10 protein-coding genes are annotated in these 13591 nt (G+C 69.5%); 7 read left to right on the forward strand and 3 right to left on the reverse strand.

The features are described from left to right. Positions 1 to 48 precede the first annotated feature (48 nt). On the reverse strand, positions 49 to 3447 hold the full coding sequence (locus tag ABEB03_RS05130; RefSeq protein ID WP_345641814.1) for a S8 family peptidase: 3399 nt from the start codon (positions 3445 to 3447) through the stop codon (positions 49 to 51). A 185-nt stretch (positions 3448 to 3632) separates the two neighbouring features. Between ABEB03_RS05130 and ABEB03_RS05135 the strand changes: the two genes are divergently transcribed. Continuing rightward, entirely contained in the window at positions 3633 to 4031 is a 399-nt protein-coding gene (locus ABEB03_RS05135; RefSeq protein WP_345641817.1) for an FG-GAP repeat protein, read from the forward strand. Positions 4032 to 4389: 358 nt separating this feature from the next. On the opposite strand, the gene ABEB03_RS05140 is transcribed toward ABEB03_RS05135, so the two are convergent. Then, the gene (locus tag ABEB03_RS05140) at positions 4390 to 4803 is read right to left on the reverse strand and encodes a hypothetical protein (protein ID WP_345641820.1); all 414 of its coding nucleotides are present in this window, start codon (positions 4801 to 4803) and stop codon (positions 4390 to 4392) included. 695 nt (positions 4804 to 5498) lie between these two features. Between ABEB03_RS05140 and ABEB03_RS05145 the strand changes: the two genes are divergently transcribed. The 3 genes from ABEB03_RS05145 to ABEB03_RS05155 all read left to right on the forward strand — a co-directional run bounded on the left by ABEB03_RS05145 (position 5499) and on the right by ABEB03_RS05155 (position 9647). Further along, a complete protein-coding gene (locus tag ABEB03_RS05145; RefSeq protein ID WP_345641823.1) occupies positions 5499 to 5780 on the forward strand; it encodes a zinc-ribbon domain-containing protein in 282 nt (93 codons plus the stop codon). Between the two features lie 269 nt (positions 5781 to 6049). Continuing rightward, positions 6050 to 8110, forward strand: coding sequence for a restriction endonuclease (locus ABEB03_RS05150; RefSeq protein ID WP_345641828.1), 2061 nt, complete (start codon positions 6050 to 6052; stop codon positions 8108 to 8110). Positions 8111 to 8579: 469 nt separating this feature from the next. Next, the gene (locus ABEB03_RS05155; RefSeq protein WP_345641832.1) at positions 8580 to 9647 is read left to right on the forward strand and encodes a DNA polymerase III subunit beta family protein; all 1068 of its coding nucleotides are present in this window, start codon (positions 8580 to 8582) and stop codon (positions 9645 to 9647) included. 50 nt (positions 9648 to 9697) lie between these two features. On the opposite strand, the gene ABEB03_RS05160 is transcribed toward ABEB03_RS05155, so the two are convergent. Continuing rightward, positions 9698 to 10012: a hypothetical protein gene (locus ABEB03_RS05160; RefSeq protein WP_345641834.1), complete on the reverse strand. Its 315-nt coding sequence runs from the start codon at positions 10010 to 10012 to the stop codon at positions 9698 to 9700. Positions 10013 to 10283: 271 nt separating this feature from the next. Here ABEB03_RS05160 and ABEB03_RS05165 point away from each other — a divergent pair, with 271 nt between their 5' ends. From ABEB03_RS05165 to ABEB03_RS05175, 3 genes are all read left to right on the forward strand, one after another. Continuing rightward, entirely contained in the window at positions 10284 to 10856 is a 573-nt protein-coding gene (locus ABEB03_RS05165) for a DUF6529 family protein (protein ID WP_345641836.1), read from the forward strand. 129 nt (positions 10857 to 10985) lie between these two features. Further along, a complete protein-coding gene (locus tag ABEB03_RS05170; RefSeq protein ID WP_345641838.1) occupies positions 10986 to 12455 on the forward strand; it encodes an MFS transporter in 1470 nt (489 codons plus the stop codon). Positions 12456 to 12530: 75 nt separating this feature from the next. After that, positions 12531 to 13517 (forward strand): zinc-dependent alcohol dehydrogenase family protein, encoded by a 987-nt coding sequence (locus tag ABEB03_RS05175; protein ID WP_345641841.1) that lies wholly within the window; start codon positions 12531 to 12533, stop codon positions 13515 to 13517. Positions 13518 to 13591 lie beyond the last annotated feature (74 nt).

Consider the following 13591-nt stretch of genomic DNA (forward strand, 5'->3'; position numbering starts at 1 on the left):
GACCGACGGCATCGAAGTGTCCGGCGGGTCCCGCGGTGCCGCCGGCGGCTACTTCAGCAGGTAGGCCTTGATGACGGTCTGCTTGAAGGAGCTGCCCGCGGCGTCCTTGACGTAGGTGCGCAGGCTGACGGCTCCGCCGGCGGCCCGGCGCGGGCTGTCCACGGTCACGGTGCGCTTCATGCCGGAGCCGTGGACCTCGGCCGCTTGCCAGGTCTTGCCCTCGTCGTAGGAGACCTCGACGGTGAGGGTGCGGATCGGTGACTCGGCGGCGCCGGGCGCTCGCTGGATCAGGACCGGGATGTCGAGCTCGCGTCCGGCCCTGGCCCGGTTCCACTCGTCCAGCTCCGGCGACATCCGCACCGCGTACAGCGGCAGAGCCTGGCGTGTCGTCGTGGTCTGCGACCGGAACCGCCACTCCGCCCGCACGTCGGAGGAGATGGAGGAGACGGGGTTGCGGTCGCGCTGCACCTCGAGGTTCAACTGGTAGTCGGCGGGGGTGGTATCGGCCGGTACCGGGGCATAACCCCACCATTCCGAGACCAGTTCACCGTTGCGCCTCAGCTGCGCCGTGGGCCGGCTGGCGGTCGACGTTCCCGCCATCAGGTCGAGATTCCCGTTGGCGGAGTCCTGGATGGAGTACTGGATCGTGTCTCCCTCACGGAAGGAGTTCATCCCCTCGGGAGCGAACCCCATGGCCTGTACGCCCTGGTTCCAGCGCTCCTCGACCGTCGCTCCGGCCTTGTAGCCGTGCCGGGTGCTGATGTACATCTGCCCGTTCGGGCTGTCCGGAGCGAGGAAGTCGAACTGGTCGAAGGCGGTCTGCCGGAGCAGGCCGTCGGCCGCCGAGAAGTAGTCGACCCGCCGGCTCGGAACCGGAACGCCCTTCATCATGTGCCAGCCGATACGCAGGTCGTCGACATCCGTGTAGACGAAGCGGAAGGCGGGGGCTCCCGGCGCGGTGGCGGCGAAGGTGGTGTTCACCTTGGCCAGCTCCGACGTGCGGGGGTTGTAGCCGGGATCGGCCGGGATGGCGCCGTGCACCGGCCGGGTGAGGTAGTAGACCGACGAGGGGTTGCCGTCCGCGCCGGCCGGGTCGCCCCAGACGGTGTTGACGAGGTAGGTGAACTTCGAGTCCCGGACCTGCGCCGTCGGCGTCGCGTACACGCCCTCGATGTGGTCGGTGCCGATCGCGTTGCTCATGGTGACGGAGAGCAGCTCGTGGTGCAGGCTGATGGTGCCGATCTCGGCCGAGATGATGCGCGCGGCGCGGCTCGGCGCCGAGACGGTGACGGGCTTCGCCTTCCGGGCGTCGATGGCGACCTGCCGGTCGGCGGTCATCACGACCTTCGGCACGCCGACGATGATGCCCTCGGTGTACGACGCGTCGAAGAAGAAGCCGCTCACCGAGTAGGTGTCCTTCGGCACCCGCACCACGGTGCTGTTCTTGCCGAGCGCTTCCACCTCGTAGGCCTTGCCGTCGGCCGATTGGACGAGCAGGTAGGCGATGTCGGGGGCCGTGCCCGTGCGGCTCTTCAGGTCGATGCGCAGGTCGTAGGAGGGCTGCTCGAGGTCCATGCCGAACGGGACGCGCACCGAGATCTGTCCGTCCGCGGTGGCCGCGCTCACCACGCCGCTGTACGCGGCGTACAGCGTGGTGGCCTCCGGGGTCGCGGTGAGGGTGACGTCCGCCGTTCCGTGCGCGGGCACGGTGACCGTGTCGGCGCTGAGGCGGAAAAGGCCCTCGGGGGCGGTCGAGTCCTTCTTCCCGCTGCTCGCGTTCTGCTTGAGCTGGAGGATGACCGGCTCCGTGCCCGGGTTGCGGTAGGTGATCGTCTTGGCCACCGGCGGCCGCGCGCCGTCGGTCCAGCGGATCAGCCCGAAGTCCAGTCCGGCGGCGTCGGCGGTGACCTCCTGGTCCACCGCCCGCGCGACGTCGACGCGCCCGGCGCCCTGGAAGTACGCGCCGTGCTCCTTGGCGCCGGTCGCCGACTGCTTCAACTGGCGCTTGACCTGCTCGGCCGTCCAGTCGGGGTGCTGCTGGAAGAGGATGGCGGCGGCTCCGGCCACATGCGGCGTGGCCATGGACGTGCCGCTCATCGCGATGTAGCCGTCGTCTTCGGTGGTGCCGCCCGCCCTGGCGGCGACGACGCCGACGCCGGGGGCGATGAGGTCCGGCTTGAGGCCGGAGTCGCCGGTCCGTGGACCGACCGAGCTGAAGACGGCGACGTCGTCGTCGTCCTCGGCGGCTCCGACGGCCAGCGCCCCACTGGCGGAGGCGGGCGAGGAGACCCTGCTGCCGGAGCCGTTATTGCCGGCCGCGGCCACGACCAGCGTGCCGTAGTCACGGGTGACGGTGTCGACCATGGCCTCGAGGGCGTCGGTCTCCGGGGTGTCGGTGTCGCCCAGGCTGAGGCTGATCACCTTGGCGCCGTGCTGGGCGGCCCAGGCCATTCCCTTGATGATGTCGGAGTTGTCGCAGTTGCCGTCCGCGGTGCAGACCTTGCCGAACAGGATCTGCGCGCCTGGTGCGACGCCCTTGTACTTGCCGCCGGAGGCCGCGCCGGAACCGGCGACCGTCGAGGTCACGTGAGTACCGTGGCCGTTCAGGTCGTCGGTGTTCGGCTCGGAGGTGAAGTTCGCCGACTCCGCGACGAGGCCCTTGAGGTCCGGATGGTTCGGGTCGTAACCGGTGTCCAGCACCGCGACCTTGACTCCGCCGCCGGTGTAGCCCTTCTCCCAGGCGTGGGGGGCGCCGATGCGCGGCACCGTCCGGTCGAGCTGGACCTTGGAACGGCCGTCGAGCCAGACGCGGCTCACACCCGCGCCGAAGGAAGTGGCACCCGCCTTGGCGGGAGCGATGCCCTGCCAGAACTCCGCGGCGTCCTTGCGCTGTTCGGCGAGGGTCGCGAAGGGGGTTCCGGAGATGGGGCGGACCTTGTCGGCCCCGGCGGCGGTGAGCCGGCGCTCTGCGGTGCCCGGGTCACCCGCGTACTGGACGATCAGCGGCAGGCCGGCGCGCGCGGCGTACTTCCCCTGGACCAGGGCCGAGACGTTGAACAGGGCCCGGTCGAGGCGGCCCGCGGCGAGCAGCGGAAGGGCGTCGACGGGTATGACCGTCCAGTCCCCGCCGTCCTGGCGCTTGAGGAACGTGAGGTGCTCGCGGCCTTCGGCGGGCTCGACCGAGACGCTCTGCTTGCCCGAGCGGTCCGTCTCCAGCGTGACGCGGTCGCCCGTGATCAAGGTGACCTGGTGACGGGAGACCAAGGGCGTTCGGGCGGCGATCGCCCCGCCCTGCGCGCCCGTGCTGCTCCGTGCGGTGTCCGCGGCGACGTCCCGAGCCGCGGCGGGGGCGGCGGCCAGGCCGGCCAGCAGCGCTACGAGGGTTGTGGTGGCCGCGGCACACCGCGACGCAGGACGCCGGCCCCCGAGGCGCCACCTGTCGTTCATGTATCTCATGAGGTGACAGAGTGATGTCGAAAAAGCGCGCAGGTCAGCACTTTCCTGTGTCCACAAAGAGACAAGTCGCTGTTACGCCACGGATGAACCTCAATGAATGGTGACGAACACCGGAATCCGCAACCCGACCACGGGGCGTCCGGTCAAACGGATCACAACACTTCTGACATCTACGGGTGACATCTACGACGCCGGACGAAGGCGTACACCAGCGTCTCTCGGCGGGCGACGTCAACGGCGACGGCTACGCCGATCTCGCGGTCGGCGTGCGGGGCGAGGAGATCGACGGCAAGAACAACGCGGGCGGCGTGCATGTCTTCAAGGGGCGGGCGAGCGGCCTGTCCGGAACCGGGTCGCAGTGGTTCGCCCGCAACACCCCGGGCGTGCCGGGTGCGTTGACGGCCGACGACCAGTTCGGTGGCCTGGTACGCCTGCGCGACACGAACGGTGACGGAAGAGCCGACCTGCATGTGAGCGCCACCGGCGATCTGCGGCTGCCCGGCTCAGCCGGCGGCATCACCACGACGGGCGCGACCGAATACGACGCGGTGCCCATCACCAGCTTCCTGCAGTAACTGTCCAGACGAACAGAAGCCTGTCCACGAACCCCAGTCGCTCCCGCGCAGCGCCGGCGCAGCAATGGCCGGTGCGCACGGTGAACGCGCCAGGGCGAGCCCGCCGGACACGCCGGCGGCCCCGTAGTTCCCGTACCCCACCTCCGGCTGAACCGGGGGCGGGGGAAGGGTCGGCGCGTGCCTGGCCGAGGCATCTGGGGCAGGGTCGCGGAAGCTGACCCCATTGCACTGGGCAGCTTGGCCTTCGGACTGATCATCGTGTGTCGGGCCGTCCGGTACAGGGTTCGATGGGCCAGGCGATCACAGGAGGAGGCCTCGGATCGTCCGGCCGGCCCCGTGAGCGCCGACCAGTGCCGCGTCAGCCGACGTTCGCCCTGACGAGGAACCAGGCCAACACAGCCACGCCGATGGGTAGCGCAACAAGGTAGCCGACGAGGACACCGACGCCCGGATCAGACAGCGCAGGAAAGGCCCAGTTCACTGCTGCAGCCACGAGCAGTCTTGCCGTTGCCATCGCAAGGAGAGCGGCGACAACAGCAAGCCGCCGCGGCGGGCCCGCCCCGCGGTACAACTCAACCCCAGGCCCGATCGCGATCACGCCCGTCACAAGACCGACGAAACCAGTATCGGGCAGCCACCCGAACGGCCACCCCACCAGAGCGGCCAACCCGGAGATGGCGAGGCCGGCCAGTTCCAGCGCGACGGTGGACACCACCGGGTCCCACGAGGAGCGTCGGACCGAGCCGCTCCCACTGCCCTCTTCATCGGCCACATCGTCAGAGTAGCCATCGGCAGGGCGAACGTTGCCTGATGCGGCACTGGGCCCCGGTCGCCCAGGCCGCATCCGCATACGCGATCTTCCAAACCGGTTGCTGTACAGCAGCGAGGTACAACAACCGTCATGACCGCAGCCGACCGTCACCAGCGCTTGGCGACCGGTTCACCGGCCCAGCAGACCTCAACGACAGTCGCACCCATGGTTCGCATCGAGGGAGCCGCCCGGCGCGCCACATCCGCGCCGGCGGCGTCCTCCCGGATGCCGTTGCCGGGCCCTGGAGCCGCTGCGGCGATTGTCTCCGAGGTGGAGTGGGTCTGAGGGCGGTGCCGGTTCTGCCTCGCGGACTCAGGTCATCTGAGCCCCCTTCCTTGACCGGGAGGGGGCTTGTCGGCATTCCCTGACGTCGGCCCGCTCCGCGCACGCTGACGAGAGGGGAGCCGGGGGCGAGTGGTGGGTGCAGGGTTGGCCTTCACCCGCCCGTCACAGCGCGGTGGGTATGGGATTTGAACCCACGGTGACATCGCTGCCACGACGGTTTTTCGACATCGAAGTGCCAGGTCAGGGGATCGTCCGCAGTGCGAGTCGGGTCCCTGGGCGATTTGGGGGGCCGGCTGGGAAAATGGGAGAGAGAGGGTCTCGGTCGGCGTCTCCCGCCCGGCGGTGGGCATAAGCCTGGAAGGACCGAACTCATGATCATCTTTGGTACCAAGGTGTACCTGTACCAGCTCGCGATACTCATGCTGACGTGCCGTCACTGCGGCAACCCTGTCGCGCACAGGCTCACGAAGCACGTCACCAAGTTCACACTGTTCTTCGTGCCGCTGTTCCCCGTCTCCACGATGTATGCGACGCACTGCACGTTCTGCGGCATGGAGCAGCAGGTGACCAAGGAGTGGGCCGAGTGGTCGCCGACAGAACTGGCAGTCGCTCACGGCGGTGAGGCGTACGGGCGGTCACAGCGGCCGCGTTGACGGTTTTCGAGATCGGTGCAGCCGTCGGCCCTGTGCTTGATTCCCCCATGGGGGCTCCGCCGTCTCTGGGTGGGGCTGGAGGTCTCGCAGGACAGGGCGCCGCCGTGCTGTGCGCGCGCCGGGACCTGCGCGGACCACTGATTTCAGTCGCCCGTGGCAAGCGGATGTTCGGGACGGTGATTGCTGGATAAAGTCGGTTTGTCACAACTGGTTGCGGGGGCAACCAAGTTTGGTCGGTGCTGCCGACGTCCTGGGGAGGGCCTGAGCGCATGAGTCGTCGCTCTGCTGGTTTCGTCAACACATGGGCCGAGGCGCAGCGCGCGCATCAGCGCCAGATCGAGGCCGAACAGAGGCGGCGTCGAGAGGAAGACCGAGCGGCGCGTGCCCACCAGCGGCGAGCGGCGCAGGAGTACCGGGAGTACCGGCAGGCGGAGGCCAGGCGACGGACGGACGAGCTGGACGCGCAGGTCGCGACCTTGCGGGGACTTCTGACGGAAGGATGCCGGGCGGCGGCTTTCAGGGCGGCGTCCTTGATGCGGGTGGAAGACGTCCCGCCGTTCGACCCGGGCCGACTGGGCTGGCCCGTACGCATGCCGGATCAGAATCAGTACCGGGCACAGGGCGGCTGGACGGCCAACCGGCGTGCTCAGGCGGAGGCCGAGGCGCGGGCCCGTTTCGAGCACGACTGGCACCAGGCGCAGGCTGCCGAAGCGCAACGGCAACAGCAACTGGCCGCCCTGCAGGGGGACTACGAGCAGAGGGCTGAGGCGCAGAGAGCCGAGGTGCGACGGCACAACGCGAGCATCACCGAGGTGATGGCAGGTGTCAGGCGAGGTGACCCCGACCTTGTGGTCGAGTACTTCTCCGCCGCCCTCTACGCGTCGACCGCCTGGCCTGAAGGCTTTCCCCGGCAATTGGCGGCCGCCTTCGATCCGGCGGCCAGGCAGTTGGTGCTGAGCTGGGAGCTGCCGGGTTACGACGTCGTGCCGGAGGCCAAGGCGGTGAAGTACGTACCGGCCCAGGACCAGGACAAGGAGACGACGCGCCCCGTGACGCAGCGCCGCGCGCTGTATCGCGAGGTGCTGGCGCAGAGCGTGCTGCTGGTTCTGCACCAGCTCTTCGCTGCGGATGAGCACGGCATGGTGGATTCGGTGGCGTTGAACGGCTTCGTCGACGCCCCCGACCCCGCGACCGGTAGGCGGTCCCGCATCTACCTGGCCACCGTCATGGCCCAGCGAGCCGCCTTCACGGACCTGTACTTGGAACAGGTCGACGCGACCAGCTGCCTGACGGAGGCACTTCGGGGGCAGCTCACGGCCCGACCCGACCAGCTCACCTCGGTGCGGCCGAGCCGGCAGCCCGAGGAGGTCGGGAACCAGGTCGTCACCCATGGCGGCGGGGGCGAGGAGCCGGACCTGTACGACATGGATCCGATCGCGTTCGAGACCCTCGTAGCCGACCTGTTCCGCGCCATGGGTATGCAGGCGGTGACGACGCAGCGTTCGAACGACGGTGGCGTGGACGTCGACGCGCTGGACCCGACTCCCATCCGGGGCGGCAAGATCGTCGTGCAGGTGAAGCGCTACCGCAACACCGTGCCGCCCACCGCGGTACGCGACCTGTACGGCACGGTCCAGGACGCGGGCGCCAACAAGGGCGTTCTGGTGACGACGTCGGGATTCGGCCCTGGTTCGCACACCTTCGCCCGCGGCAAGCCTCTGGAGCTGATCCCGGGCGGCGAACTCGTCGATCTGCTGCACCGGCACGGCCTCCGCGGACGTCTGGGAGAAGGCGGGCGACCGGCTCCCGCGCAGCCCGATCCGACGGCTCCGGCGACTTCGCCCGATGACTACAACGTGCTCGGCATGATGTGGTCCGGCAACGTCGCGTTGGACGTCTGCGCCCTGGTCTGCACGGGCAACCGGGTCATCAGCGAGGACCACTTCGTCTTCTTCAACAACCCGCAGACACCGGACGGTTCGGTACGTGCGGTGCCGGCCTCGGCGCCGGACAAAGCGGCGATCAGAGTCGCCTTCGACGCACTGCCGCAGGGCGCCGACCGGTTCGTCCTGGTCGCGGCCGTGGACCCTGAGGTCAATCCGGACGCGGACCTTTCAGGCTTCACTGATGCCTGCGTCCGGTTGCTCGACCCTTCGATGAGCGACCTCGACCGGCTTGAGGTCTCCGACGGCCGCGCAGGCGAGACGGCGTTGGTCCTCGGTTCCTTCCGCCGCAGGTCAAGTGGCGACTGGGACTTCGTACTGGGCGGAAAGGGCTACAGGGGAGGCCTGGAGGAGCTCGTCCAGGATTACGGCATCGAGGTGGAGTAGCCCGAGTGATGTCGTGACCATTGCTGCGCCCTGCCCGCTATCTGAGGGCGGTCGCTTGCTGCCCTCGCGGACTCGGACCATTTCAGCCCCCTTCCTTGATCGGGAGGCGACTCGTTGCACTCGCCGGCGTCTTGGGCTGTGGCGTTCACTGCCGTCCGGCAAGGATTGCGCCGGCTTCGGTACCGCAGAGACGTACTCGATGGCGCCTTGCCGGAACAGGACCCGTAGGGGGCTCGACCGTGAGGACATGGGCATTGAAGGCACGTGGCCGTACGTCCACCACGCCGTGGCGGGGTGGGAGCGTCGGTCGATCCGATGGACCACTGGAGGGCAGCTTCCTCTGTCGACGGTCTCGTCCCAGTGCCGTCGAGCCGTAGCACCTGCCGTCCGCTGTCGCGAGATCCGCTCCCGGGCCGGGGTTGACCCTCGACCATGTGCAGGGCCCAGAGTGCTGGGCGTGGAGAACGACATGCGCAGCATTGGCGAGATGGCCCGCGACAGCGGTCTGGGCGTGAGCGCCCTGCGGTTCTACGACCGTGCCGGTGTGCTGGTCCCGGCCTGGGTGGATCCGGTGAGCGGTTACCGCTGGTACGAGCCCGAGCAGCTCGAAGAGGCCCGGCTGTTGGCCCGCGTGCGCCGGGCCGGAATGCCGCTGCCGGACATCAGGCTGGTGCTGGCCGGCTGGTCCGGCGCGGACACCGATCTGGTCCGAGAACTGCTCAAGGCGCACCTGTGCCGTCTCGAACAGGGACTGTCCGATGCCCGCGACGAGTTCTCCGCGCTCCGAGCACTACTCGATCACCGGGAGAACGCCATGACTTCGCTCCACATCGCCACCGTCCGGCTGTCCAGTGCCGCACCCGAGCTGGCAGCCGCGCTGGACGCGGTCCGTTTCGCCGCGAGCGCCGACCCTGAACTGCCGACGCTCGCCGGGGTCCTGTTCGACATCGAGGGCGAGAGACTCCACGTCGTGGCGACCGACCGGTACCGAATGGCTGTCGCGCACGCCGATGTCGCCGGGCACGACGGGAGCCGAGTGCAGGTCGTCGTGCCCACTCCGCTCGCCGACGCGATGCGGGCGCTGTTGGACGGAGAGGGACCCGTACGGCTGTCTGTCGACGGTGACCGCGTGACGCTGGAGGCGGGGGACAGGCAGGCAGCCGGTCAGTGCCTCGACCACGACTTCCCCGACTACCGTCGTCTCCTCCCTCAGGCCGCAGGACGCCGCGCCGTCGTCGAGGTGGCGGCCTTCCGCAAAGCCCTGGAGACCGGTCCTGTCCGTTCCGAAGGGGCCGGAGCGCCCGACCTCAGCGTGCTCAGGGTGGAGGACGGCGGCACGGCGACCCTGTGCGCAGACGGTGACGCGGACCCGGACCGTGTCGCCGTCAACCGTGAGTTCCTGCTGGACGCGCTGGCCGCCGGAGCGCGGGACCGACTGGTTCTCGAGGTCGACACCCCCGCCGCGCCGATCGCGATCCGCCGGCCCGACGACGAGGGCACCTTCTCGATCCTGATGCCGGTCCGCCTGGAGGACTGACGGTCCACTCACCCTGATCCGGCTCGCCCGGACCGATCGAGCGGTGGCGGTCAGACGGTGTTCCGGGGAAAGAACGTGACGGGCGTGTCACCCGTGTACTGGAACTCGCCGCCGGGCAGGCAATTCGCGTCGTGGTCGGCGCCGAGCCCATCGCAGTGTTGTGCGCTCAGCCGCATGAAGACCGTGGTCGTGTGGGCCCCGGCGCTGAGCGGGTGCAGCGGGGGCGTCGCGAAGCCGGCGATGCGGACGTCGGCTTCGGCATCCAGATCCACGCGGCGCAGCACCTGGTTTCGGTTGAAGGTGTAGCTGCGTTCCTGTGCGGCGCCGATGTCGGGAACGGCGGCGAGCCTCCCGGGAGCATCCATGTCAGCGTCACTTGGTCACCGGTGGAGCAGCGACTGCCCGGGCGGACCAACAGGAGTGGACAGGTCCTGAGCACCCGGGGCCAACTGGGAGAGGAGGTGCGCCGGGATCGTTTCCCGGGGCTGCACGGATGCGCCGTCCGACACCATGGAGCGCGCTCATGAACGGAACGGCCGCGGCGACCGGCGGCGAGGAAGCCGGCGCGTCCGGCGCCGCAGTGGTGCGTCGTCGACACATCCGGCAGCAAGGTCGAACTCGATTGATGGGGGACCGATGACCGCGCACACGGGCGAGCGGAAGCGGCGCCCCGCCCGCACGGCGGCGGGCTTCTTGGTTGCTCTGCTGCCGGTCGCGGTCACGGTGGCGGTGTATGCGTACGGCCGCACGCACACGCCCGACTACACCAGGGGCCTGTTCGGGCAGCACGGCGCCGGCGTCATCGATCTCAAGGCGCGCCTGGGCAGCGCTCTGATGGCGCTCGCGGTCGTCCAACTGCTGCTCGGGCTGTGGATGTACCGGCGCCTGCCGGGAGCGGGCGCCGCACCGCGCCGGGTGCAGCCCACGCACCGGATCATCGGCCTTCTTGCCTTTCTGCTGTCGCTGCCCATCGCCTACCAGTGCATCACCGCCTACGGAGTCGAGTTCTCGAGCAGCCGAGTGGCGGTGCACTCCATCGCGGGCTGTGTCCTGTACGGCGTGTTCGTCGCCAAGGTGCTGGTGGTGCGTAGCCGTCGACTGCCCGGTTGGGCACTTCCGGCCGCCGGCGGCGCCTTGGTCACCGCCATCGCACTGCTGTGGTACACGGCCGCCTTGTGGTTCTTCGCCGGCTCCGCCCCCGGCTTCTGACCTGGCTGTCACCGAGGCCCGCCGTGGCCTACGCGGCAGCCCTGTCGAGCGACGCAACATGCACCCGCATTTAATGCTCACGCATTAGATGCACTTGCATTTCAATTACGAGCATGTCAGCGTATCGGCATGAGTCCTTCTGCGCCATCGCCCTTGTCCGCGTCCCCGCTCACCTGGAACGCACGGCAGTGGGCCATCCTCCTCACCGTGTCGATCGTCGGGTTCCTCGACCCGCTGGACGTGAACATGGTGGGTGTCGCACTGCCTTCGATACAGGCCGACGTCGGCCTGTCCACCAGCGCACTGCAGTGGATCGTCAGCGGTTACGTCCTCGGCTACGGCGGCTTTCTGCTGCTGGGCGGACGCGCCGCCGACATCCTCGGCCGCCGCCGCGTCTTTCTGGTGGCGGTCGCCGTCTTCAGCCTGACCTCGCTGGTCGGCGGCCTGGTCGACGACGGGACCCTTCTGATCGTCACCCGTTTCCTGAAGGGCGTGTCGGCCGCGTTCACGCTGCCCGCGGCGCTGTCCATCATCACGACCACGTTCGCCGAGGGGCCGGCCCGCAACAAGGCGATCGGGATCTTCACGCTCATGGGCGCCGGCGGCTTCTCGAGCGGCCTGGTGCTGTCCGGTGCACTGACCGAGCTCGGCTGGCGCTGGACATTCCTCGTGCCGGTCCCCGTGGCGCTGATCGCCTTGGCGGCGGCCATCCGCGTGCTGCCGAAGGACGGCCCGCGCACCGTCGGCGGCTACGACCTGCCCGGCGCGCTCACCCTGGTCGGTGGAATGCTGCTGCTGGTCTACACCGTGGTCGAAGTGCCGCAGAAGGGCTGGGCCGCGGCGAGCACGCTGGTGCAGTTCGCGCTCGCGGCCGCGCTGCTGGCCGTCTTCGTCGTGGTCGAACTCCGCGGCGCGCATCCGTTGATCCGGCTGGGCATCCTGCGCTCAAGCTCCCTGGTGCGTGCCAACGTGGGCCTGTCGGTGTTCTTCGGCGCCTACGTCGGCTTCCAGTTCGTGGCGACGCTGTACTTCCAGCAGGTACTGCGGTGGTCGGCGCTGCAGACCGCGCTCGGCTTCCTGCCCGCCGCCGCCGTCGTCACCGTCGCCTCGCCGCGCATCCCGCACCTGATCGCACGATTCGGCACCTCGCGCACCATCGTCGCCGGCGTCAGCACGCACGTGGCCGCCTACGCGCTCTTCCTGGCCATCGCCCGGGACACCCCCTACGCCGTGGGCGTGCTGCCCACCATGCTCCTGCTCAGCATCGGCATGACACTGGCGTTCGCGCCCTTCCAGATCGAGGGCACCTCGGGAATCCCCGACCACGAACAAGGCCTGGCCGGCGGCCTGTTGAACTCCTCCATGCAGGTCGGCGGGGCGGTCGGCCTCGCCGTCGTCACCGCGGTCCTGACCGCGGGAGGCGCAGGCAGGAGCGGGCCCGACGCCCTGCTCGCCGGTTTCACCCCCGCCATGACCACCGTCACCGTGCTCGCGGCCATCGGCCTGCTCACCGCCCTGTCCGGAACGCTGCGACGCCGCACGGCGACAGCGCAGCCGGACAGCGGCACCGACCGGCTGGAGCTCGGCAAGGTCGTCTGACGTCACCGGGTGACGGCCGACCGGCGGGCCCGAACCGCCGCATCCACCCCGGACTTGAAAGGAAAGACCGTTCTCATGAGCAAGATCGTCCGATTTCACGCCACCGGCGGCCCCGAGGTCCTGACCCTGGAGGACGTCGAGGTCCGCGCACCCGGACAGGGCGAGATCCGTATCCGCACCCGGGCTCTCGGGGTGAACCGAGCGGATGCCATGCTCCGCAGCGGCCACCTCGCGGAGTTCCCCTCCGGTATCGGATGGGAAGCCTCCGGTGAGGTCGAAGCCATCGGCCCGGATGTCGAAGGCTTCACCGTCGGCGATGCCGTCAGCCTGATCCCCTGCTTCAGGGCCACCGACTACCCCATCCACGGCGAGCTGGCCGTCGCGCCCGCCACCGCGGTGGTCAAGCACCCCGACGCACTGTCCTGGGAGCAGGCCGCGGCCCTGTGGGGGCAGTACCTGACCGCCTACGGCGCCCTCGTCGAGACCGCGGACCTGCAGGCCGGTGACACGGTACTCATCCCGGCCGCCTCCAGCAGCGTCGGGCTGGCCGCGATCCAGGTCGCCCGCAGTGTGGGGGCCCGGCCGGTGGCACTGACCCGCAGCAGCGCCAAGCGCCGGCGGCTCCTGGACGAAGGCGCCGAGGCAGTGGTCGTCACGGGTGAGGAAGACGTGGTCACCCGCGTGAACGAGCTCACCGACGGCCACGGCGCGCGCGTCATGTTCGACCCGGTGGGAGGGCCCGCTCTGGCGGACCTGACCGGCGCCGCCGCACCCGGCGGGACCGTGATCCTCTACGGCGCGCTGAGCAGCGAGGCCACGACGCTGCCGGTGCTGCAGACGATCGGCAAGAGCCTGACCATCCGGGGATACAAGGTCTTCGATCTCACCACCGACGTCGAACGCCGCAAGGTCGCCGTCGACTGGATCGTCGACGGTGTCGCCCGCAAGGTCCTGCGTCCCGTCATCGACACCGTCTTCCCGCTGGAGGACATCGTCGCGGCCCACCGTCGTCTCGAGTCCGGATCCCAGGTCGGCAAGATCGTCGTGACCGTCCCCCGCTGACCCGACGCACCTCACGGGCGCCGAGAACCGCGTCCGTGCCCGCACAACGCAAGTGATTCGTCCTACTCGTCTCA

This window comes from Streptomyces siamensis (assembly GCF_039543605.1).
GTDB lineage: Bacteria > Actinomycetota > Actinomycetes > Streptomycetales > Streptomycetaceae > Streptomyces > Streptomyces siamensis.

Coding starts and splice junctions, on each gene's coding strand:
- ABEB03_RS05155 (WP_345641832.1), top strand. CDS start 8,580: ATGCGCAGCATTGGCGAGATGGCCCGCGACAGCGGTCTGGGCGTGAGC.
- ABEB03_RS05160 (WP_345641834.1), bottom strand. CDS start 10,012: ATGGATGCTCCCGGGAGGCTCGCCGCCGTTCCCGACATCGGCGCCGCA.
- ABEB03_RS05130 (WP_345641814.1), bottom strand. CDS start 3,447: ATGAACGACAGGTGGCGCCTCGGGGGCCGGCGTCCTGCGTCGCGGTGT.
- ABEB03_RS05175 (WP_345641841.1), top strand. CDS start 12,531: ATGAGCAAGATCGTCCGATTTCACGCCACCGGCGGCCCCGAGGTCCTG.
- ABEB03_RS05145 (WP_345641823.1), top strand. CDS start 5,499: ATGATCATCTTTGGTACCAAGGTGTACCTGTACCAGCTCGCGATACTC.
- ABEB03_RS05150 (WP_345641828.1), top strand. CDS start 6,050: ATGAGTCGTCGCTCTGCTGGTTTCGTCAACACATGGGCCGAGGCGCAG.
- ABEB03_RS05165 (WP_345641836.1), top strand. CDS start 10,284: ATGACCGCGCACACGGGCGAGCGGAAGCGGCGCCCCGCCCGCACGGCG.
- ABEB03_RS05170 (WP_345641838.1), top strand. CDS start 10,986: ATGAGTCCTTCTGCGCCATCGCCCTTGTCCGCGTCCCCGCTCACCTGG.